Source organism: Citricoccus sp. (assembly GCF_035445025.1).
In the GTDB taxonomy this organism is placed as follows: domain Bacteria; phylum Actinomycetota; class Actinomycetes; order Actinomycetales; family Micrococcaceae; genus Citricoccus.
In genome coordinates, this window is the sequence record NZ_DAOMPX010000014.1 from 40,794 (window position 1) to 61,944 (window position 21,151).

A 21,151-nucleotide genomic window follows, 5' to 3' on the forward strand; every position below is an offset into this window, starting at 1 on the left:
CGTGCTTCTTAGCGCTCACGGTATTCCTCCAGGAAGTCGGCGATGCGTTCGATCGCGATCTCCAGGTCCCGGACGTTGGGCAGCGTGACCAGCCGGAAGTGGTCCGTGTCCGGGTAGTTGAAGGCCCGGCCGTGGGAGACGAGGATCTTCTGGGCGCGCAGCAGCTCGATGACGAACTGCTCGTCGTCCTCGATCTCGTAGACCTCCGGGTCCAGCCGCGGGAACAGGTAGAGCGCGCCGTGGGCGGGCTGCACGGTGACGCCGGGGATCTCGGCCAGCAGCCGTTGGGCGGTGTTGCGCTGCTCGAGCAGCCGTCCGCCGGGCAGGATGAGGTCGTTGATGGACTGGTAACCGCCCAGGGCGGTCTGGATGGCGTGCTGGCCCGGGACATTGGCACACATGCGCATGTTGGAGAGCAGGGTGAGCCCCTCGATGAAGTCCGTGGCGCGGTGCTTCGGCCCGGAGATCGCCACCCAGCCGGCCCGGTACCCGGCCACGCGGTACGCCTTGGACAGCCCGGAGAACGTCAGGGTGAGGACGTCGTCGGACAGTCCGGCGGCGTTGATGTGACGGGCACCGTCGTAGAGGATCTTCTCGTAGATCTCGTCGCTCATCAACACCAGGTTGTGCTTGCGGGCGATCTCCACGATCCCGGAGAGCACCTGGCGGGAGTACACCGCCCCGGTGGGGTTGTTCGGGTTGATGATGACGATCGCCTTGGTGCGGTCGGTGATCCGGGCCTCGATGTCCTCCAGGTCCGGGGCCCAGCCCTCCTCCTCCATGCAGCGGTAGTGCACGGCACGCCCGCCGGACAGCGTGGTGGCGCCGGTCCAGAGCGGGTAGTCCGGGGCGGGGATGAGCACCTCGTCGCCGTCGTCGACCAGGGCCTGCAGCACCATGGAGATCAGCTCGGAGACGCCGTTGCCGATGAAGATGTCCTCCACCTCGATGCCCATGATCCCGCGCGACTGGTAGTACTGGCTGACCGCGGTCCGGGCCGAGTAGATGCCCTGGGAGTCGGAGTATCCCTGCGCGTGCGGCAGGTGGGAGACCATGTCCTTGAGGATCGCGTCCGGGGCCTCGAAGCCGAAGGGGGCGGGGTTGCCGATGTTCAGCTTCATGATGCGGTGGCCGGCCGCCTCCATGCGCTGGGCCTCCTCGAGGATCGGCCCGCGCACGTCGTACCGCACGTTCAGGAGCTTGGAGGACTGCTTGATCTGACCGGTCCGTGTCTTTGCCATGCCCACCATCCTCCCACCGCAGGGCGCGACTTGGCGCGTATCACCCACCGGGAAGACGGGAATCCGGCCCCTAGAACCAGCGCTCCGGTGCCTGCTCCAGGCCGGCCGACACCAACCAGTACTGGGCGGCCTCCTCGGGCGGCAGGGCGTCCGGGCCGGCGGAGAGCCGTTGCAGCTCGGCCAGGTGCTCCCCGCTCAGCTGTCCGGCGAGCTCGCCCAGCGCTCCGGTCGCGGTGCCGGGCACGTCCTGAGGATCGGCCACGAGCAGGACCCGGCCCTCGGGCAGGATCCGCTCGGGGTCGCCCAGGGGCACCAGGGCGTGGTCGGCGATCGCTGGATCGGTGCCGTAGAGCATGGCGACGTCGGCCCGTCCCGTCACCAGGTCGGCGGCCGGTCCGTCCTCGCCCGGCGCGATCCACTCGTCCGGTTCGCAGCCGGCCAGGACCTCGAGCCGACGGGTCTCGAGGGCCCCGGCGGCCTCGGGGGTGAAGACCATCCGGTCGCACAGGCCGTTGAGGTCGCCCAGCTCCTCCATCGAGTACAGGCCGGCCGTGGCCGTCGTGGTCACGGCCTGCAGCCGCAACGTCCCGGCGGACTCCCCGATGACCTCGGTGCCCTCGGGCAGGTGGTCCACCACGATGGCCGTGGTGCCCGCGGCGTCGGCGGCCGGGTCGCCGTCCGGCAGCGGCGTGGCGGTGCCGGTGGCGGTCGGGTGACCGGTCGGGGAGGCCGGGGCCGGGTCCGTGGGGCTCGCCGTGCGGGTGGGTGACCCGGTGCCCGGGGACGGCCCACCGGTCGCCGGGGAGGCGCCCGCGGTGGGCGCGGCCGACGCCGTCGGTGACGGGGACGGCGTCGGGACCGGGCCGGCCAGGGCCGCGGGGGCGACCTCGGAGGCCATGGCGAGCGAGTCGACGATCGCCACCTGCTGGTCTCCGGCGGCACCCCAGGGGACGGTCGAGGGCTCGCCCATGACGGCGTTGACACCGTGGTTCTGCAGGTGCCGGACCGCGACGCGGGCCAGGAGCTGCTCCTCGGGCCGGGTTCCCCCGACCACCGTCACCGGTCCCGCCGTCGAGGAGGCGGTGGCGCCCGGGCCGGAGTCCGCGGGAGTGCACCCGGCCAGGGTCACGGTGAGGGCGAGACTCGCGGCGGCCCAGCCCGGCGCGGCGCGCCTCATCGGCGCACCCCGGCCAGGTCGAGGGCATGGTGCACGTGCGGGGAGGTCCGGTACCGGTGCAGCTCGTCCAGCGGAAGCCACGCGGCGTCGATGGATGACCCCCCGACCTCGGCGCGCAGCCGGCCGGAGACGATCTCGGCCCGGTACAGCACCTGGACCGCCAGCAGGGAGCGCCGCGTGGCATGGGTCCGGTGCTCCGGGTCGATGGTGCGGCTGATGACACCGAGCAGGCCGTCGAGGCGGGCCGTGTACCCGGTCTCCTCCTCGATCTCGCGCAGGCAGGCCTGTTCGGGCTGCTCCCCCAGCTCGATCCTGCCGCCGGGCAGCGTCCAGATCGCCTCACGCGGCCCCTGCCACAGGCTCAGCAACAGGGCTCCGTCCTGGACGATCACTCCGTAGGCACCCGCCCTGGTGTCGAAATCCATGGACTCCAGTCTAGGAGGCCGCGGGCGCCGACCCCGCCCCTCCCCCGCGTCTCTGGAATACTGGGTGGGCTGTGCACGCATACCACTGGATTCGAGAGAAGGGAGGGCCGGTCGTGAGCGAGGAGGACACGCCCACCCCGGGCCTGCCCGAGGACCTGGCGCCGCGGCTGGGCGCCGTGCTGGCCCGGCGCTCGCTGACCAACTCCCAGGACGACCCGGAGACGGCCCGCGGCTGGCTGGACGCCTCCTACGAGGCCGCCTACGCGGAGGACCTGGCCCTGGCCGGGCGCGCGGCCCGCGCCGGTCTGCAGGCCCGCGGCGGCCAGGACCCGTTCAACCGGGCCGGACTGCTGCGCGCACTGGCCTCGGTGGCGGAGATGCAGGGCGACCATGCCGCGGCCACCCGGTACATCGCGGAGCGCTCCCAGCTGCTGGTGGAGGCCGGGTATCCCCACCAGGCCCGGATGGAGTCCGAGCTGGGCACCATGCTGCTGCGCGAACCGGAGTCGTTCGAGGCCACCGTGCTGGAGGGCCTGCTGGAGGCCGAGCGCGCCCGGTCCGCGCGCTCCGTGGACACCGTCCTGCCGGACGTGCTGGTGGCGCTGGCGGTGCGCAACGTGGAGGACGGCCGCCTGGATCCGGCGGTGGACCTGCTCGAGGAGTGCCTGGACATCCTGGACGCCCGGGTGGGCGCCGGGATCGCCGTGGCCCCGGAGTCCCTGTCCTCGACCCGGATGTTCCTGGCCCACGTCCACCTGATGTCCCATGAGCCCGAGAGCGCGGCGGAGGTCGCGGACGAGGTGCTGGCCGGCAAGGCCAACCGCGCGGTCCGCGCGGCCATGTGGATGCTCAAGGCGGTGGTCGCCCACGAGCTCGGTGACGCGGCCCAGGCAGCGGCCGACGCGCTGCGCGCCGTGGAGCTGCACGCCGCCGCCGGGGTCCGGAAGGGCGCGGCGTCGGCGGCTGCGCTGCTGGCGGGCCTGGCGCACGACGCCGGCGACCAGCAGTCCTCCATCCTCGCCTGGAAGGTCGCGGTCGCCCAGGCCGAGCAGGGCGAGGTGCCGGAGGCCTCGGACCTCACCCTGGCCCTGGGGCACCAGCTGCTCGAGGCCGAGGAGCACGCGCTCGCCGAGCGCGTGCTGGCGGGACTGGTGCGCCGCGAGGAGGCCGCCCGTCGGCTGCCCGGGCTGGCCCGGGCACTCGTGGACCTGGGCCACGCCGCCCGTCACCAGGGGCGTCCGGACGAGGCGCTGGAGCACTGGGACCGCGCGTCGGGCCTGTTCCAGGAGGCCGGGTCCCTGGCCGAGGCCGCCCGGATGTGCCTGGCGGCCGGCGCCCTGCTGAACCGGCAGGAACGTGCCGAGGACGCGGCAGAACGGTTCTCCCGGGCCGTCGAGCTGGCCCGCCGGGTCGAGGACGAGGACGACCCGGCCGTGCTGCCCCAGGCCCTGCACGCCCTCGGCCACGTGCTGTGCGAGCTGGGCCAGGAGCGGGGGGTGGCCCTGCTGGACGAGGCGATCGCCCTGGCCCAGGACTCCTCCGCGGCGTGGCACGAGGCAGACTTCACGGACACCCGTGCCCGCGGGCTGTGGGCCCTGCGCCAGGGCCCGGCCGCGGTGTCCTCGGCACTGACGGCGGCGGACCTGTTCGCCGCCTCCCAGGACACCACCGCGGCCTCCAACGCCGAGCTGTTCGCCGCCTACGTGCTCCTGGAGCAGGAGCGGGCCGAGGAGGCGGCCTCCCTGTTCCGGATGATCACGGAGCAGCAGGACACGGCCCGGTACCTGCGGATGGCGGCCTGGCTGGGGCTGGCGCAGTCCCTGGACCTGGCCGGTGATGAGGAGGGCGCCGCCCTGGCCCGCCTCCGTGCGGACGCCGCCTCCTCGGAGCAGGACCCGGACCCGCAGGCGGAGCAGGGTGGGGACGCGCATCCGGAGGCGGACCTGGACCAGACCTTCGACCAGGCCCTCGATCAGACCCTCGACCAGGCCCTGGACCTGGCCCTGGAGCTGGATGCCGAGCAGGCCGTGGACGAGGCCCGGGCTCCCGATCCCGGGCAGGACCCGGATCCGGACGCGGACCAGGACGGCGATCCCCCGACCGGGTGACCCTGCCGGTCCGCCACCGCCGGTCCGCCCCCGCCGCGTCGGCCCCCGCCGCGTCGGCCCCCGTCCGCCGGACGGTCGTCCTCTCCTCGTCGACCGGGGCCGGTCTCTCATCTTCGGCTCATCCGGATGCGGAAGGATCATGGCCATGAAGAACGCGGGCAGAGGATTGAAAGCCGCCGTCGTCCTGATGGTGGCGGCGGTCGTGGCGGCTCTGGGCGTCGCGGTCCTCGCGGCCCGGCCCAGCTCCGTGGAACTGGCCCCGCTGATCGCCGTGACGGATGCCCCGACGGCGCAGCGGCACAACGCGCCCTCCGCGGCCGGGACCGGTTCCCCCGGTGACGCCTCGACCGCGCCGTCCTCCCCCCAGGACGGGACGCCCTCGGCCGGGTCATCGGGCGTCACGGGCCGCACGGACGGATCCGGCCCGGCCGTCTCCCGGGCGAGGATCTCCGCCCGTCCCGCCCCGGAGACGTCTGCCCCGGCCCGTGCGGGTTCCTCCGGTGGCTCGGCGTCCTCCGGGGACACCGGCTCCGACAGCCAGGCCGCACAGCCCCGCACCCGCCAGGCCCCGCCGGCGGCCCCGCAGCCCGTCCCCGCCCCGGCACCGCAGTCGCCCGCCGATGACGATGATGACGACCGGGACGATGACGATGACGACGGGGATGAAGGTGACGACGACGGGGATGACGACGATGACTGATGCGTCCCCCGGCGGGCACGCATGATCCCGCGCGCCCACCCGCCTGGCCGGGATGCCTCCCGGACCGGCGGCCTGCTGAGCCGTGCGCGCCCGGTCCGCCGCTGGAGCGCACTGCCCGTGCGCACCCGCGTGGTCGGACTGCTGGTCCTGCTGACCGCCCTGGCGCTGCTGCTGTCCGGTGCCACGGCCTACCTGCTGCAGCGCGCCGTCATGAACGGGCAGATCGACGACTCGTTGAAGCGTTCGGTCCAGGAGTTCCGCATCCTCGCACAGGAGGGCATCGATCCCGAGACCGGTGAGCCCTTCTCCGCCTCGGACCAGCTGGTCTTCACCGCCATGCAGCGCACCCTGCCCGCCGACGACGAGGGCATGCTGGGCCTGCGGGACGGGCGGATCAGCTGGACCGCCTCGGATGCCGTCGAGGTGCGCCTGGAGGACGACCCCGAGCTGATCTCGTGGGCCCAGGGCCACTTCGGGGGCGACTCGGTCCGGCTCGAGACGGTCTCCACGGCCCAGACCACCTACCGGGCGATCGCGGTCCCCATCCGCTTCGACAACGACACCGCCCCGTCGATGCTGCTGCTGGCCTTCGACTACTCCGCCCAGTTGGCGGGGCTCAACTCCTCGTTCCTGTCCTACGGCGGGGTCGGCCTGGGCGTGATGGGTGTGGTCGGCCTGGCCGGCTGGGTGCTGGTGGGACGGCTGCTGCGGCCGTTGCGCACCCTGCAGTCCACCGCCGCGGAGATCTCCGGGACGGACCTCAACGGCCGCGTCCCCGTCTCCGGCCAGGATGACGTCGCCGAGCTGGCCACCACGTTCAACGAGATGCTGGACCGGCTCCAGGAGTCGTTCTCATCGCAGCGGCAGCTGCTGGACGACGTCGGCCACGAGTTGCGGACCCCGATCACCATCGTCCAGGGCCACCTGGAACTGCAGGACGCCGAGGACCCGGCCGACGTGCGCGAGGTGCGGGAGATCGCCCTCGACGAGCTGGACCGCATGCGCCTGCTGGTGGAGGACCTGGTGACCCTGGCCACGTCGGGCCGGCCGGACTTCGTCGAACCCGATCCGATGGAGGTGGGTGCCCTGACGCGCGACGTCCTGGGCAAGGCCACGCAGCTGGGCGATCGGGTCTGGACGCTGGACCACGCGGCGGACATGACGGTCCCCCTCGACGGCCGGCGCATCACCCAGGCCTGGCTGCAGCTGGCCTCCAACGCCGTGAAGTACTCCGAGGACGCGTCCAAGGTCTCCCTCGGCTCCCAGGTGCTCAACGGCCATCTGCGGCTGTGGGTCCGGGACCAGGGCATCGGCATCCGGTCCGAGGACCGAGAGCGCATCTTCAAGCGCTTCGGCCGTGGTGCCAACAGCACCCGCGCCGAGGGCTCGGGGCTGGGCCTGAACATCGTCACCGCGATCGTGAGCGCCCACGGGGGCACGGTGGACGTCCAGTCCGCGCCCGGCATCGGGTCGACCTTCTTCATGGACCTGCCCCTGACCGAGGAGGACCCTCCGGCCGACGGATCGTCCCCGGCGGTACCGTCGGAGACGGATGACACGACGGCGTGCCGGACCGGCCGGGCCCTCGAGACGTCCATCCCGGGGGCCGGGGCCCCCGGGGACCAGCAACCCCCCTCCAAGGACGGTGTGGCGTGAGCCAGATTCTGATGATCGAAGACGAGCCGCGGATCAGTTCGTTCGTGGCCAAGGGCCTGAAGGCGGAGGGCCTGGCGACCACCGTCGCCGCCACCGGTCGCGAGGGCCTCGTGCTGGCCCTGACCGGTGGTTTCGAGCTGGTCATCCTGGACCTGGGGCTGCCGGACATGGACGGGTTCGAGGTGCTCAAGAGGATCAGGGCGCAGGACGCGAGCCTGCCGGTGATCATCCTCACCGCCCGCACCTCCGGCGAGGACACCGTCACCGGGCTGACCTCGGGCGCCGACGACTACGTGCCCAAGCCGTTCCGTTTCGCCGAGCTGGTGGCCCGGGTCCGGCTGCGGCTGCGCGGTGACAACGGCAACGGCCAGGCCCCCGAGGACCCGGTGCTGCGCCATGCGGACCTGGAGCTCGACCCCCTGCGGCACGTGGCCGCGATCGGCGGGGTGGAGGTGGACCTCTCCGCCCGGGAGTTCTCCCTGGCCGAGACGTTCATGCGCCACCCGGGCCAGGCCCTGAGCCGGGAACAGCTGCTGTCCCGGGTCTGGGGCTACGACTTCGACCCCGGTTCCAACGTGGTGGACGTGTACGTGCGCTACCTGCGCAACAAGCTCGGCGCCTCCCGCTTCGTCACCGTCCGGGGCGTGGGCTACCGGCTGGTGGATGAGAAGGACTACCAGCCCGAGGCCGACTGAGGCAGCCCGAGCAGCGACTCCGCGATGTCCAGCCGCTTCCGGGCCGCCGACTGCCAGTCCCGGCGGCCGGAGTCCCGGGCACCGGCCACCAGGGACAGCGCCACCGACGCCGACCGGCACGCCAGGGCGACGGGGTCCACGGTCGTCACGAAGTGCGAGTGGAACCGGCGCAGCGCCGAGTCGGTGAAGACGTACCGCTCGTCGACCGTCGGCAGCACCGCCAGGTGCCCCAGGAAGCAGGCCAGGTCGTCCACCCGGTGCCCGGGACCGGCGCCGTCGATGTCCAGCACGCAGCTGATCCGCCCCTCCGCCACCAGCAGGTTCGCCTCGTAGAGGTCACCGTGGGCGGGCACCACGGGGCCGCGGTCCGAGCAGTCCAGTTGCCGTTGCAGGTGGTCCACCAGGGACCGGATACGACGGGCCTGGTCAGGCAGCGCCGTGGCCGCGGCATGGCCGTAGGAGGGAGTGCGGTCCGCCCACGCCTCCCGCTGCGGCAGGGACAGCAGCTCGGCGGGCATGCGGTCCAGCAGCTGGGTGACCTCGGCCGGATCGATCCGCCGGGCGCCGTCCGCCATGATCTGTCCCGCCAGGACCGTGCCCGCGCCCTGCCCCAGGGCCAGGACGTCGGCCACCGGTGGGCCCAGCACGGGCGGGACCGGAACGCCGGCCGCCGCCAGCAGCACGTGCCGGTGGTGCAGTCCCGTGGCCTGTCCGCCGCGCATCACCTTCAGGAACACGGTCCGGCTGCCGAACACGGCCCGCAGGACCGCCCGCCGCAGCGGTCGGTAGCTGACGGTCTGCAGGTCCGTCAGGGGATCCCCGGCGCCCCAGACCGATGCCACGGACTCGGGGTCCGAGGCCAGCGCCAGTCCGTGCAGCCGTGGGTCGTGGGGGTGGAACCACGCGGACCAGTCGGTGTCCGCGGCGCGGCCGGCATCGATCACGGCGTCCTCGGGGACCGATTCCGCGGTCAGGGCGACGTACAGCTCGGGTGGCGTGGACTCACCGGGGCCGGGTGCCGTCCGGACCCGGAAGACGCCGGTGGCGCCGGCGCCGGGGCGGTGCTGGAGGTCCACCAGTTCGGCGTCGTGCAGCGGCCTCAGGCCCTGGACCTCCAGGACGCGCTCGATGCTCGAGCGCACGTCCGGGGAGGACAGGTACGCGACCTGCCGGTTCTCCGCGTGCTCTCCGGGCGCCGGCCGGAGCATCGGCCCGTCCCCCGTCGTCAGACGGCCCGGCGGCGTTCCAGGACCTTGTCCAGGTCCAGGGGACGGTTGGCCGTGGCCTGGACCTTGGCCAGGTACTCATCGGACACTCCGGCCTTGAGCTTGGTGCCCGGCTGGTGGGCCGGGACCTCCGGGCGGGCCAGGGGTTCCGGCAGCGGACGGTGCGCCTCGGCCGCGTCCAGGTAGGTCGGGCGCGGGACGGACGGCCGCGGGGCGTCGTCAGCCCGGGTCCCCGGGGTCGGGTCGGGAACCGGGGCCGGTTCGGCGTCCGGGCGCGGGTCAGCCGCCGGCGGCGCCACGACGTCGGCATCGTCCCGCTGGTCCGTGGGCGTGCCGGAGGCGGCGTCGAAGACGGTGGCGGAACCGTGACCGGTGGGCCCGGCGGTCGGCTGAGCCGGACTCATCGCCTCGGTGAACGCCTGCTCGATCCGCTCGTCACGCCGCCGCTTGCGGTCCCGCAGCGCCAGCGCCCGCAACGAGGCGACGCCGGCCACGGCCAGCAGGGCGGAGATGACGGCGGCCGCACCGGTTCCCGCACCGAGGGCGGCGGCCAGGCCGGTCACCACCGCGGTCACGAGGGCCAGCACTGCCACGAGGGCGATGATCGTGCGGTCCCACCTGATCCGGAACCCGGACCCGGACGACACGCGGGAACGGCCTGCGACCCCGGGCGTGGACTGGGAGTTGCGCGACATGGACTTCCTCCGGTGGCTTCTGGACGGGGGCTGGCGGGTTGCCCTCCGGTGGATGGCGATCACCCACGCCACCACCAGTGCGCACAGCACCAGTGAGGCGTGCAGGCGGATGTCCGGAAGGTAGCCCAAGGCGAGGCTGAGCGACTCCTCGAGAATACCCGTGCCTGCGTCCACTCCGCCAAGGCTACCGGCACGGAACTACCGACGTGTGATTCAACACGGTGTGTTGCGGGGACCTGCGCGTTCTCCGTACCCCGCGCCCGGGCGCGCCGGGCCTCCCCGTTGGGTGCGCCGGTGTCGGGGACTCGTGCGGGCGGCCCGCCGGGCGCCCTCAGCCGGCGGGCCGCTCGTGCTCGAGGCGGGAGAGCAGTCCCCCGGGGACCTCGGGGGCGGTCAGCGCGTAGGAGTCGTGGTCGCGCCACGCGCCGTCGATGTGGAGGAAGTCCTTGCGCAGTCCCTCGTGCCGGAAGCCGAGCTTCTCCACCACCCTGCGGCTGGCCGCGTTCTCGGGACGGATGTTGATCTCGATCCGGTGCAGGCCCAGGGACGCGAAGCAGTGGTCCACGGCCAGCGCCACGGCGGTGGGGACGATCCCCCGACCGGCCCACGCCTGGTCGATCCAGTAGCCGATCGAGGCGGACTGGGCCGAACCGCGCACGATCGAGGACACGCTCAACTGGCCGGCGATGACCGGGTCCCCGGCGACCGTGGTGCGCAGGCAGATCAGCCACGGCAGTCCCGTGCCGTCCCGGCCGCTGCGGTTGAGGACCCGGACCATCTCGAAGAAGCTCCTCAGCCCCGTCTCCGGCACCGGGTTCGTCGCGTCCCACGGCTGCAGCCAGGCACGGTTCCGGGACCTCAGTGCCATCCACTCCTCCTGGTCCCAGCGCCGGAAGGGGCGCAGCACCAGGTCCCCGTGCTCCAGGGTCACGGGCCACGAGTGGTTCTGCGCAGGAGCCATGGCTCGATCCTATGGCCCGGTCGGAGCCAGGACCCCGAGGTGTCCCGGCGAGGCACAATGGGAGACGTGTCCCCCAACGAAACCGCACCCCAGAACCAGCCCGAGGCCCAGTACTCCGCCAAGCTGACCGGCGACCGCGGATCCACGCCCGAGGAAACGCTGCAGTGGCGCAAGCAGGACGTCCGCACGCTGTGGCGGGCGCGGCGCCGCGAGCTGGGCGAGGACGAGAGGGCCGAGCAGTCGCGCGCCCTCACCCGCCACGTGCTCGACTGGTACCTGCCGCGCGCACGCCACCGGCGCGCCGCCGTCGTGATGTCCTACGGGACCGAGCCGGACACCGGCCCGCTGCGCCAGGCGTTGCACGAGGCCGGGGTCGAGGTGCTGGTGCCCATCACCGAGCCGGAGCGCCAGCTGTCCTGGGCGCGCTGGTTCCCGGGTGTGGAACTGGCCCGCAGCCCCGTGGCCCCCATCGACGAGCCGGTCGGCGAACGGTACGGGCTCGAGACGATGCGCACCGTGGACCTCGTCCTGGTGCCCGCCCAGGTGGTGGACCTGCGCGGCATCCGGATGGGACAGGGTGGCGGGTACTACGACCGATTCCTGGCCGGGGTGCGCCGGCAGCGCCAGGACGGCACGAACGGTGAGAACGGCCCGGTCACCCTCGCGTCCGTGTTCCGGCACGAGCTCATGAGCCGCGGGTTCATCCCCGCCGGGGAGTTCGACGTGCCGGTGGACGGGGCGGTCACCGCCGACGGCCTCACGTGGTTCGGCGACGAGGAGACGTCCCCGGGGGTGTAGCATTGGCACTCGAAACGTGCGAGTGCCAAGCCCGCCCGGCGGACGGAACGGTCTGTCCCTGCCCGGCCCACGGCTGGCCGGAAGGAGTGTCCCCGGTGCCCACCTACGCCTACGCCTGCAAGGACTGCGGTCACGCGTTCGACATCGTCCAGTCGTTCAGCGACGATTCGCTCACGGTCTGCCCCGAGTGTGAGGGCACGCTGCGCAAGAAGTTCAACTCCGTGGGCGTCGTGTTCAAGGGGTCCGGCTTCTACCGCACCGACTCCCGCTCGGACGGATCCGGCTCCAAGGGCAGCGGTGCCTCCACGGCGGCGTCCTCGAACGGCTCCGGCAGCTCCGAGGGCTCCTCGGCGTCCTCCACCGGTTCCACGGACTCGAGCAGCCCGGCCCCGGCCGAGAAGACGTCCGGCTCCCCCGCCCCGGCGTCCTCCGGTTCCACGCCGGCCAAGACGCCGGCGCCCGCCTCCGTCTGAGCCGGTACTCCACCGCCGACCGGCGCCCGGCGCGCCGTCCCCGCCCCCACGGCACCCCCCGGCGGAGGCCCGCCGCGACCTGATGTGCTCGCGGCATGGCCACCGGAGTCCCGTGCACACCCGAACCGTCACCGCGCCGACGCCCTGCCTCGCGCGGCCCCGCCACCGTCTCCCGCGGACGACCCTCCCCGGACCGGTCCGGCTCCCTGCGGCGCCGAGAGCGATCCGCCCTGCGCCGTGAGCGGGCGCTGATCCGCCGGCGCCTCGCCGCTCCCCCACCGGCCCACCTGGCCGGCTCGTCCACCCAGCCCGACGACGGTGACCCGCCGGGTGCAGGCGGCACGGACGGCGGCACGGACGGCGGTGCCGGCCGAGCATCGGGACGGCGCCGGACGCGCCTGCGCCTGGCGGTGGCCGCCCTTCCCTTGGCCGTGGCCGGAGCGCTGTTCGTGGCCACCGGTCCCGGCGTGGATCCCGCCTCGGTCTCCGCTGTGGGCCCGGCAGCGGAGGACCCGGTCGCGGCGGAGGACTCCGGGATGGCGGGCTCGGGGGCGCAGGCCGACCCACTGGTGCCGGTCCTCCCGCCCGGGGCCGGAGGCGCCATGGTGCCCTCGGACGTGGCCGGGGCCGCGGAGACGGCTGCCGTCGCCGAGGCGGTCCCGGGCGATGTCGCCGCGGCCCCGCCGGTGCCCGCGGCGCCCGCCGGCCACCGGCCCGTGGCCGTCCGCATCGCCGACCCGGCCGCCCTGTCGCTCGTGAGCACGGGTGATCCCGTGGACGTCATCGGCATGGACGGCAGTGTCCTGGCCCAGCGCCTCGAGGTGTTGCAGGACCGGTCCTCCGGCTCCGGCTCCGGCCCCGTGCTGGTGCTGGCCGTCCCGGACGGCGCGAGCGCGGCGCTGGCGGCAGCGGCCCTGTCCCGGGAGCTGACGGTCCTGCTGTCCGGCGAGAGCGCCGTCCAGGACCCGGGACCCTGACCCCGCCCTGGGGTCCTAGCCCCAGTGGGGAGGCTTCTGCTCCAGGATCCAGCGGTCGCGCTCGGACAGACGCGGAGCCGGTGTGGACGTCGGCGTGGATCCCTGCCCGGCGGACCGGCCCGGCGACGACCGGTCCCCGAGCGGGAGACCGTCCAGCTGCGGCTCGGGCCCGTCGGCGCTGGCCGGCCCGGTGCCCGGGGCGTCGGCCCGACGATGTCCGGCCCGGCCCCCGCGGCGCCGGGGCGTGGAGCCCGCGGCGCCGGCGGGCGAGGGGTCAGCGGGAGTCAACGTCGTGGCCGGCCGGATCGAAGACCGAGGAACCTGCGCCCGAGACACCCTCAGGGGCAGGGTCCCCGGCCGCGTGATCGTCTTCGGAACCCCCGGAGACGACGGTGAGGTGCACGACGTTGTCCAGCTCGGGGGCGGAATCCCCTGCGTCCACGCCGTCGGCATCGGTGTCCGGGGCCTCGGTGTCGGTCTCGGCCTCGGTGTCGGTCCCGGCCTCGGTCCCGGCGGTGGCGCCCGTGCCCGCCCTGTCCGCCGACGTCGGGGAGTCCGCCTCCGGGCCGTCCGGTGCGCCCGTCGACGCGCTCACCGGCGCGTCCTCGGGCACTGCGGCGGGGATCGCCCGCGCCACCGCGCGCGGATGGAGGCCGTCCTCTGAGAGGACGTCACCGGGACCGTCTCCGGCCGCCGGCAGGCCCAGGATGGACGCCACCGCCTCGGCGCACCCGGCGGGGTCGGCGAACACGTCGATGGTCCACAGCGGGTAGTACTGCCAGCCGCTGCGCTCGAGTTGCTGGGGCCGCTGACGGGACCGCTCCCGCACGCTCATCCGGCGGTAGGACTCCGAGCCGTCGGAGATCAGCGCCACCGGGGCGGTCCGCTCGGCCGCGGCCTGGCCGTCCCAGGACGGAGTGCCCAACGGGTTCCACACGGCCAGGTCGATGCTGCCGCCGAACTGCGGCACCACGGTCCCGTGCCGATGCTGCAGGCGGTCCGCGAGGTCGGCCACCAGCGGGTCATCCGGCCGCGGGTGCGAGACGTGGCCGCCGTCCTTCAGGTAGGTGGCGAGCAGCCCGTAGAAGTCGGCGGCGCCGTTGCCCAGGCGTGTCGGGTCCAGGTCGTCGGGGTGGACGCAGGTGAGCACGTGCAGGTGCTCCCGGGCGCGGGTCATCGCCGTCGCGTACAGTTCCCGTCCCCCGGCCTCGGAGAACGGGCCGAAGTGATGCACCACGCGGCCGTGCGGGGTCCGGCCGTATCCCAGCGTGAAGACGATGTGGTCCCTGACCACGCCGTGGGCCCGGGCCATCGGCGCCACCACGAAGGGCTCCTCGGCGCGGGTGAAGAACGGTGCAGCCCAGGGGTTGTTCGGCAGGTTGAGCCGGATGGCCTCGGCGACCCGCCGGGCATGCAGGGGGCTGGCGGTGACCACGGCCAGGGACGAGTCCGGCCGCTTGCGGATGTGCTCGAAGACCAGGTCCATGGTCCGGTTCACCTCGGCCACGGTGGACTCCACGCCCTCGTCCCCGGCGCCGGGCATGCCCGTGCCCCCGGGCAGGAACTCCACCCGCACGGGGTGGTCCGAACCGGTCAGTTCGGCCGCACCGGGCAGCATGTCCAGCTGGCCGTCGTACAGCTGGTCCCCGATCAGCCGGGTGAGCCGGCGCTCCAGGCCCCGGTGCATGATCCGCAGTTGCACGCTGGGCAGCACCCGGATCAGGGCGGAGAAGGCGGAGTCGACCTCGCGGGGAGAGTGCACCGTGGCCGTCGGGTCCACCGAGACGTTGAACGGCTTGGGCGACCCGGAGGTCCCGTCCCCGAACGCGACCACCTGACGCCCGCGGCTGATCGCGCCCAGGGCGGTGCTCAGGGCCAGCGACTCGGCGTCGAGCAGCAGGACGGTGTCGAAGCCCAGGTCCGCGGGGAACTCGGCCAGCGCCAGTGGCGAGGTCGTCCAGACGGGCACGAGGGACTGCAGCAGTCCGGGCTCCAGGGCGGCCAGGGTCTCCGGGTCGGGGTTGCCGTCCTTGAGCAGGCCACGCAGCACCCGGGCCGAGGCGCGATGGTAGGAACTGGCCTTCTTCCACTGCTGGGACAGCGTCCAGTTCAGCCGCTGGCTGCCGGTCTCCAGGTGGGTGGCGTCCGCCAGCCGGTACTCGGACTCGATGCGGCGCAGGGAGGCGGCGTCCGTCATGGCGAGGTAGTCGTCCCCGGAGATCATCGCCTCCAGGGCGGACTGCCACCAGGCCAGCTCCAGCTCGGATCGCAGTTGCCCCACGGGGACCTCGCGCTGTTGCAGGTCCGCCGTGAGCTCCTGCAGTCCGTGCTCGCGCAGCTGGTCGCCGACCAGGGTGCGCTCGGGCAGGGTCTTGAGGGTCTCCTGGTCCGCCACCAACCGGTCCAGCACGGTGCTGAGCTCGTCCACGTGCAACCGGTCGAGCCGGTCCGCGTCCCGGCGCGGCTCCGCGAGCATGCGTTGCAGGCGCCCGAGTTCCCCGGCCACCTCCTGGCCCTTGGCCGACAGCGCCTCGAGCCCGGACGGGACCGAGGGGTGGCGCTTGGAGACGGCCCACTGGGCCCACTCCGCGCGCTGGGCCTGCACCTGGACGAGGGACTCGTGCAGGTCCGCCACGTGCATGCCCGGACGGATGTACTCCTTGGCCACGCGGCGCAGGCGGGAACGGGTCATGGAGGACATCTCCACGCCGTGCTGCTTGCGCCACTGGCCCGAGGCGGTGGCCGAGATCAGGTCCGTGACGGGACGGTCGAAGATGTCCGGGGTGAACTGGTCCAGGGAGGTGCGCACGGCCGACATCACCTGGATCTGACGCACCCACTCCGCGAACGTGGACCCGGGACGCAGCTGGGCCTGCTCGGTCGCGTTCTCGAGCTGCTCCCGCAGCACCGGCAGGGCGGCGGCGAGGTCCTCGGCCAGGCCGTACGCCTCCTCGGTCTCCTGGACGTTGCGCAACCGTGCCCCGTACCAGGGGCTCTCCGTGGAGGCGCGGGAGAACGCCCCGAGCTCCCCGGCGCGGATGAGCTTGGCCGCGGTCTCCTCGCGGTTGACGGTCGCGTCCAGCACCGAGCGCTTGAGCCGCACCGTGGTGGACGGCGCCGGATCCAGCGCGGTCAGGGCCGCCAGCGACTGCATGGCCTGGAACGGCGAGCAGCCCCAGCGGTCCCGCGTGTTGTGCAGGCTGCGCAGGTGGTCGCGCAGTTGGTGCCGGCGCTCCACGAGGGTGGCGTTCAACCGGGTGGTGGCGGGCTCCTGGGCGCGCTCCACCCGCAGCAGGGCGCGGATCAGCTGGCGGCGCAGGGACTCGGGGGTGGCCCCGGCCGGCAGGTCCAGGGCCAGGCTGTCCAGCTCCACCGAGCCGAGCCGGCGGCGGAAGTCGTCCAGGGTGGCGGTCCGCTCGGCCACCACGAGCACCCGCTTGCCCGCCGCGGCCAGTTGCGCCACGGCGTTGGCCGCGGTCTGCGTCTGCCCGGTCCCGGGAGGGGTGACGACCACGAGGTCGTGGCCGGCGGCGATGTGGTCCAGGGCCTCCTGCTGCGAGGGATCGGCGTCCAGCACCAGCGTCTCGTCCCGCGGGTCACGCTCGTCCAGCGGCGCCAGCCCCGTGTCCGTGAGCTCGCCGCGGCGCGGCACCATGCCGGACCCGGCGTCGTACAGCGCCGCGACCACGGGGTGGGTGGAGTCCACCACGTCCACGGAGGCGGTGTCCGCGAGGTCGGCGAAGGTGGAGACCAGCAGCCGGTTCTCCACGACCAGCCCGCGCAGCCGGCGGGCCTCCGAGCGCAGCAGCTCCAGGGCCGGCATCGGCTCCAGCTTGGCGGTGGCGTAGGCGGCCCGCAGGTAGTCGTCGGCGTCCAGGGCGATCCCGAAGGTGTCCCGGAAGTACCGCGCCAGCGCCGGGTTGAGCCGGGCGCGTTCGGTGATCTGGACCTCGTAGTCGTCCTGCTCGCTGCGCAGGGTCAGGGTCAGCCGTGCCAGCAGCACCGGAGCGGACATCTGCGTGGAGCGGCCCTCCTCGATGGTCCGCCAGGTCGCCACGCCGGTGGCGAGGTAGCCGACGTCGACGCCGCGGTCCTCGGCCAGCTCCTGGATCTTGCCGCGCAGCTGCCGGGCCGCGCCGCGGGCGGCCACGAACTGTTCCTGGTCCCGCAGCAGGGTGGACAGCCGCGTCTTGCGTCCGGACAGGAACTGGGACAGGCCCGAGGGATGGGAGTGGGTGATGTCGATGCTGTTCGCCGAGGACGGGGCGAACCGCAGCATGGTGTCGTTCTCGGTGCCCGAGCCCAGGGAGGCCAGCCAGGCCGGGAAGGTGGGACGGTCCTCGGAACCGGGGGCGCCGCCGTCGGGGGTCTCCGCGTCCGGCCGTGGTGCCGCAGGGCTCTGGGTTCGGTCCTGCTCAGTCACAGTTGTCCTTCCTGCCGCCGGCCGCGCTCCCGCAGCCCACGACGACGGCGGGCGGCAGGGCGCCGGGGGTCACCGATGCTTGCTTCCACGGTACCCAACGGCACCGACGATTCCGTCGAGGACGGCGGTGTGCCCCACCGCCGTCCTCGACGGCTCACTCCCACTCGATGGTTCCCGGGGGCTTGCTGGTCACGTCCAGGACCACCCGGTTGACCCCGTCCACCTCGTTGGTGATCCGGTTCGAGATCCGCGAGAGCAGGTCGTGGGGCAGCTGTGCCCAGTCCGCGGTCATGGCGTCCTCGGAGGTGACGGGCCGCAGCACCACGGGGTGGCCGTAGGTGCGGCCGTCGCCCTGGACGCCCACCGAGCGCACGTCCGCCAGCAGCACCACCGGGCACTGCCAGATGTGGCGGTCCAGCCCGGCGGCGGTCAGCTCGGCGCGCACGATCGCGTCGGCCTTGCGCAGCAGGTCCAGGCGTTCCTTCGTCACCTCGCCGATGATGCGGATGCCCAGGCCGGGGCCGGGGAACGGCTGGCGCCAGACGATCTCGTCCGGCAGGCCCAGCTCGTGGCCGACCGCGCGCACCTCGTCCTTGAACAGGGCACGCAGCGGCTCGACGAGCTCGAACTCGATGTCCTCCGGCAGCCCGCCCACGTTGTGGTGGCTCTTGATGTTGGCGGTGCCCTCTCCCCCGCCGGACTCGACGACGTCCGGGTACAGGGTGCCCTGGACCAGGAAGCGCACGTCCTTGGCGTCCGGGTCGTGGCGGGACTCCTCGATGATGTCCGCCTGGGCCCGCTCGAAGGTGCGGATGAACTTCTCACCGATGATCTTGCGCTTGGTCTCGGGGTCGGTGACGCCGGCCAGGGCCTCGAGGAACACGTCCTCGGCGTCCACCATGACCAGCCGGGCTCCGCCGCTGGCCCGGCCGAAGGCCTTCTCGATCTCCTCGGACTCGTCCTGGCGCATCAGGCCGTGGTTGACGTAGACGCAGGTGAGCTGGTCCCCGACGGCCCGCTGCACGAGGGCGGCGGCCACGGCGGAGTCGACGCCGCCGGACAGGCCGCAGATGGCGCGGTAGTCACCGATCTGCTCGCGGATCAGCTCGACCTGCTCCTCGATCACGTTCGAGGTGGTCCAGGACTGCTCCAGCCCGGCGCCGCGGCGCAGGAAGTTCTCCAGGACGTCCTGGCCGCGCTCGGTGTGGCCGACCTCCGGGTGCCACTGCACCCCGTAGATCCGCTTCTCCGGGCTCTCGAACGCGGCCACCGGGGCACCGGGGGTGCGCGCGGTCACGGCGAACCCGGGAGGGGCCTCGGACACGGCGTCGGAGTGGCTCATCCACACCACCTGGTCCACGTCCTGGCCCTCGAGCAGCTCGGAGGTGGGGCTGATGGCCTCGAGCCGGGTGGAGCCGTACTCGCGGGTCTCGGTGTGGGCGACCTTCCCGCCCAGCGCCTGGGCGATCGCCTGGAAGCCGTAGCACAGGCCGAGCACGGGCACGCCGGCCTCGAGCAGCTCGGGGTCGAGCCGGGGAGCGCCCTCGGCGTACACCGAGGAGGGCCCGCCGGAGAGGATGAGGGCGGCCGGCTTGCGCGCGAGGATCTCCTCGGTGGCCAGGGTGTGCGGGACGACCTCGGAGTACACGTTGGCCTCGCGGACCCGGCGGGCGATCAGCTGGGCGTACTGGGCACCGTTGTCGACCACGAGGACGGTCGGGAAGTCGGCGGCGATCTGCGGGTTGTCAGCCTGGGTGGAAGTCACCCGTCAAGGATAGTCCAGCGCGGGACCGCCCCCATCTATCGTGGTGCCGTGAACGAGAACGCGGGGACCGACGTCGTACCCCTGAACCCGCGGGCCCGCGAGGCCCAGCGCCACACCGTGGCCGTGCTGGGCACCGCGCAGGTGTTCTCCGGCCTGGGCAACGGGGCCACGCTGTCCCTGGGATCGATCCTCGCCGTGGACCTGTCCGGGGCCGAGGCCACCGCCGGGCTGGTCAACACGGGGATGACGCTCGGATCCGCGGTGGTGTCCATCCCGCTGGCCCAGCTCGCCCTGTCCCGTGGCCGGCGGGTGGCCCTCGGCGCGGGACTGGCCGCGGGCCTGGTCGGCCAGGCCCTCATGGTCACGGCGGTGCTCGCCCGGGCGTTCCCGGTCCTGCTGCTCGGCGCGTTCCTGGTGGGTTTCGGGGCGGCCGTGAACCTGCAGGCCCGGTTCGCCGTGACCGACCTGGCTGAGCCCCGGCACCGCGGGCGCGACCTGTCCCTCGTGGTGTGGGCGGTGACCGTGGGAGCCGTCCTCGGCCCGAACATGGTGGGCCCCGGCGCGGTGCTGTCCGGGTGGCTGGGGATCCCCGCCCATGCCGGGCCGTTCCTCATCTCCGGTGCCGGCATGCTGGTCGGCTGGCTGATCATCCTGCTGGGGCTGCGCCCGGATCCGCTGCTGCTGCGCCGCGAGCTGGAGGGCGTCCCCGAGGGTCCGGACCCGGACGCGTCCCGCCGTCCGGTCGGGCCCGGGACCGGGACGGGAGGCGTGGAGACCGTCGTGGAGCCGGTACCGGTGGTGGCGCGCACGGTCCCGGGCAACCGCTGGACCGCCGGCTGGCACGCCATCCGCCGCCATCCCTCCGCGCTGGCCGCGCTGGTCTCGGTCATCGCGGCGCACGCGGTGATGGTGGGGCTGATGTCCATGACGCCCCTGCACCTGCAGCACCAGGCGGGAGTGGCCAGCAGCGAACTGGGCCAGCACCCGGACACCGTGGTGCTGATCGGCTTCACCATCTCCCTGCACGTGGCCGGGATGTACGCCCTGTCCCCGCTGATGGGCGTGCTGGCGGACCGGTTCGGCCCGGCGCGGATCGTGTCCGCCGGACTCGCCACCCTGCTGGCCGCCACCGCCTTCACCGGCTTCCTGCCCGGTGAGCACTGGGCCGTGGTGACGGGGCTCGTGCTCCTGGGGCTCGGCTGGTCCGCGACGACTGTGGCCGGCTCCACCCTGCTGGTGGCGGCCCTGGCCCCGCAGGAGCGGGTACCGGCCCAGGGCTTCTCGGACGCGGCGATGTCCCTGGCGGCCGCGGTCGGCTCCGTGCTGGCCGGGCTCGTGATGGGCTGGATCGACTACGCCGGGCTCTCAGCGCTGCTCGGTGCCGTGGTGCTGGCGTCCCTGGCCGGCGTCGTCGCCCTGGTCCGCCGCCAGCCCGCCCCGTCCGCCTGAGGGCACGCGGCCGCCTGAGGGCCCGCCGCCAGCCGGCACCGGCCGCCTGAGGGCCCGCGGCCGGTGGAGGCCCCGCGGCCTGGCCGGGCGAGGCCCGGCTCCCGGGGACGGGCCGATCCGAGTGGTGACCGAGTGTGCCGCGACGGCCTCCGGGACCGAACGGCCGGGGTCGACGGTGGCCCGCGGGCCCTCCGGGGCCGCCGCGGCGTCCCCGGTCCGCCGAGGACGGGTGGTGGTCGAGTAGCCGTCCCTGCAGACAAACGGCCCGCCGGATCCTAGAAAGTATGACGTGCTCAACACTCGTCTGCACCGCGTCCTGTCCCCGGACACCGGTGCCACCGCCCCGCCCGTCTCCCTGCCGTCCCTGGCCGCGCCGCCCGCG

General features: G+C 73.7%; 16 protein-coding genes. 8 read left to right on the forward strand and 8 right to left on the reverse strand.

All coding sequences use genetic code 11. The features are described 5' to 3' along the window. Positions 1 to 8: 8 nt before the first annotated feature. The 3 genes from PLJ28_RS06675 to PLJ28_RS06685 form a co-directional block, all read right to left on the reverse strand. Positions 9 to 1,241: a pyridoxal phosphate-dependent aminotransferase gene (locus PLJ28_RS06675; RefSeq protein ID WP_183527287.1), complete on the reverse strand. Its 1,233-nt coding sequence runs from the start codon at positions 1,239 to 1,241 to the stop codon at positions 9 to 11. A gap of 70 nt (positions 1,242 to 1,311) precedes the next feature. Further along, positions 1,312 to 2,418 carry a glycine betaine ABC transporter substrate-binding protein gene (locus PLJ28_RS06680; protein ID WP_324589987.1) on the reverse strand — a complete coding sequence of 369 codons (1,107 nt, stop codon included), beginning with the start codon at positions 2,416 to 2,418 and terminating at the stop codon, positions 1,312 to 1,314. Further along, complete coding sequence (locus tag PLJ28_RS06685; RefSeq protein WP_298044605.1) at positions 2,415 to 2,843, reverse strand: NUDIX hydrolase; 429 nt, start codon at positions 2,841 to 2,843, stop codon at positions 2,415 to 2,417. The genes PLJ28_RS06680 and PLJ28_RS06685 overlap by 4 nt, the downstream gene beginning before the upstream one ends. Before the next feature lie 113 nt (positions 2,844 to 2,956). On the opposite strand from PLJ28_RS06685, the gene PLJ28_RS06690 reads away from it, so the two are divergent. The 4 genes from PLJ28_RS06690 to PLJ28_RS06705 all read left to right on the forward strand — a co-directional run bounded on the left by PLJ28_RS06690 (position 2,957) and on the right by PLJ28_RS06705 (position 8,002). Beyond that, positions 2,957 to 4,951 carry a tetratricopeptide repeat protein gene (locus PLJ28_RS06690; RefSeq protein ID WP_324589988.1) on the forward strand — a complete coding sequence of 665 codons (1,995 nt, stop codon included), beginning with the start codon at positions 2,957 to 2,959 and terminating at the stop codon, positions 4,949 to 4,951. 139 nt (positions 4,952 to 5,090) lie between these two features. Further along, the gene (locus PLJ28_RS06695; protein ID WP_324589989.1) at positions 5,091 to 5,651 is read left to right on the forward strand and encodes a hypothetical protein; all 561 of its coding nucleotides are present in this window, start codon (positions 5,091 to 5,093) and stop codon (positions 5,649 to 5,651) included. 117 nt (positions 5,652 to 5,768) lie between these two features. After that, entirely contained in the window at positions 5,769 to 7,307 is a 1,539-nt protein-coding gene (locus PLJ28_RS06700) for a sensor histidine kinase (protein WP_324589990.1), read from the forward strand. After that, entirely contained in the window at positions 7,304 to 8,002 is a 699-nt protein-coding gene (locus PLJ28_RS06705) for a response regulator transcription factor (protein WP_183527300.1), read from the forward strand. Before PLJ28_RS06700 ends, PLJ28_RS06705 begins: the two co-directional genes overlap by 4 nt. On the opposite strand, the gene PLJ28_RS06710 is transcribed toward PLJ28_RS06705, so the two are convergent. The 3 genes from PLJ28_RS06710 to PLJ28_RS06720 all read right to left on the reverse strand — a co-directional run bounded on the left by PLJ28_RS06710 (position 7,981) and on the right by PLJ28_RS06720 (position 10,884). Next, entirely contained in the window at positions 7,981 to 9,210 is a 1,230-nt protein-coding gene (locus PLJ28_RS06710) for a phosphotransferase family protein (protein WP_324589991.1), read from the reverse strand. The genes PLJ28_RS06705 and PLJ28_RS06710 overlap by 22 nt on opposite strands. 17 nt (positions 9,211 to 9,227) lie before the next feature. Next, positions 9,228 to 10,097 carry a hypothetical protein gene (locus tag PLJ28_RS06715; protein WP_183527304.1) on the reverse strand — a complete coding sequence of 290 codons (870 nt, stop codon included), beginning with the start codon at positions 10,095 to 10,097 and terminating at the stop codon, positions 9,228 to 9,230. A 157-nt stretch (positions 10,098 to 10,254) separates the two neighbouring features. Beyond that, on the reverse strand, positions 10,255 to 10,884 hold the full coding sequence (locus PLJ28_RS06720) for a GNAT family N-acetyltransferase (protein WP_324589992.1): 630 nt from the start codon (positions 10,882 to 10,884) through the stop codon (positions 10,255 to 10,257). A 66-nt stretch (positions 10,885 to 10,950) separates the two neighbouring features. On the opposite strand from PLJ28_RS06720, the gene PLJ28_RS06725 reads away from it, so the two are divergent. From PLJ28_RS06725 to PLJ28_RS06735, 3 genes are all read left to right on the forward strand, one after another. Beyond that, a complete protein-coding gene (locus PLJ28_RS06725; RefSeq protein WP_183527308.1) occupies positions 10,951 to 11,682 on the forward strand; it encodes a 5-formyltetrahydrofolate cyclo-ligase in 732 nt (243 codons plus the stop codon). Positions 11,683 to 11,777: 95 nt separating this feature from the next. Continuing rightward, positions 11,778 to 12,155, forward strand: a complete 378-nt coding sequence (locus PLJ28_RS06730; RefSeq protein WP_298044596.1) for an FmdB family zinc ribbon protein — start codon at positions 11,778 to 11,780, stop codon at positions 12,153 to 12,155. A 95-nt stretch (positions 12,156 to 12,250) separates the two neighbouring features. Further along, positions 12,251 to 13,132: a hypothetical protein gene (locus tag PLJ28_RS06735; protein WP_324589993.1), complete on the forward strand. Its 882-nt coding sequence runs from the start codon at positions 12,251 to 12,253 to the stop codon at positions 13,130 to 13,132. 274 nt (positions 13,133 to 13,406) lie between these two features. Here PLJ28_RS06735 and PLJ28_RS06740 read toward each other — a convergent pair whose 3' ends face one another. Both PLJ28_RS06740 and guaA read right to left on the reverse strand, forming a co-directional pair. After that, entirely contained in the window at positions 13,407 to 17,555 is a 4,149-nt protein-coding gene (locus PLJ28_RS06740) for a DUF4011 domain-containing protein (protein WP_324589994.1), read from the reverse strand. A 154-nt stretch (positions 17,556 to 17,709) separates the two neighbouring features. Beyond that, the gene (gene guaA / locus PLJ28_RS06745) at positions 17,710 to 19,320 is read right to left on the reverse strand and encodes a glutamine-hydrolyzing GMP synthase (protein ID WP_324589995.1); all 1,611 of its coding nucleotides are present in this window, start codon (positions 19,318 to 19,320) and stop codon (positions 17,710 to 17,712) included. Positions 19,321 to 19,368: 48 nt separating this feature from the next. Here guaA and PLJ28_RS06750 point away from each other — a divergent pair, with 48 nt between their 5' ends. Further along, entirely contained in the window at positions 19,369 to 20,769 is a 1,401-nt protein-coding gene (locus PLJ28_RS06750) for an MFS transporter (protein WP_298045739.1), read from the forward strand. Positions 20,770 to 21,151: the final 382 nt, after the last annotated feature.

Coding starts and splice junctions, on each gene's coding strand:
- PLJ28_RS06675 (WP_183527287.1), bottom strand. CDS start 1,241: ATGGCAAAGACACGGACCGGTCAGATCAAGCAGTCCTCCAAGCTCCTG.
- PLJ28_RS06680 (WP_324589987.1), bottom strand. CDS start 2,418: ATGAGGCGCGCCGCGCCGGGCTGGGCCGCCGCGAGTCTCGCCCTCACC.
- PLJ28_RS06685 (WP_298044605.1), bottom strand. CDS start 2,843: ATGGATTTCGACACCAGGGCGGGTGCCTACGGAGTGATCGTCCAGGAC.
- PLJ28_RS06695 (WP_324589989.1), top strand. CDS start 5,091: ATGGCCATGAAGAACGCGGGCAGAGGATTGAAAGCCGCCGTCGTCCTG.
- PLJ28_RS06710 (WP_324589991.1), bottom strand. CDS start 9,210: ATGCTCCGGCCGGCGCCCGGAGAGCACGCGGAGAACCGGCAGGTCGCG.
- PLJ28_RS06720 (WP_324589992.1), bottom strand. CDS start 10,884: ATGGCTCCTGCGCAGAACCACTCGTGGCCCGTGACCCTGGAGCACGGG.
- PLJ28_RS06735 (WP_324589993.1), top strand. CDS start 12,251: ATGGCCACCGGAGTCCCGTGCACACCCGAACCGTCACCGCGCCGACGC.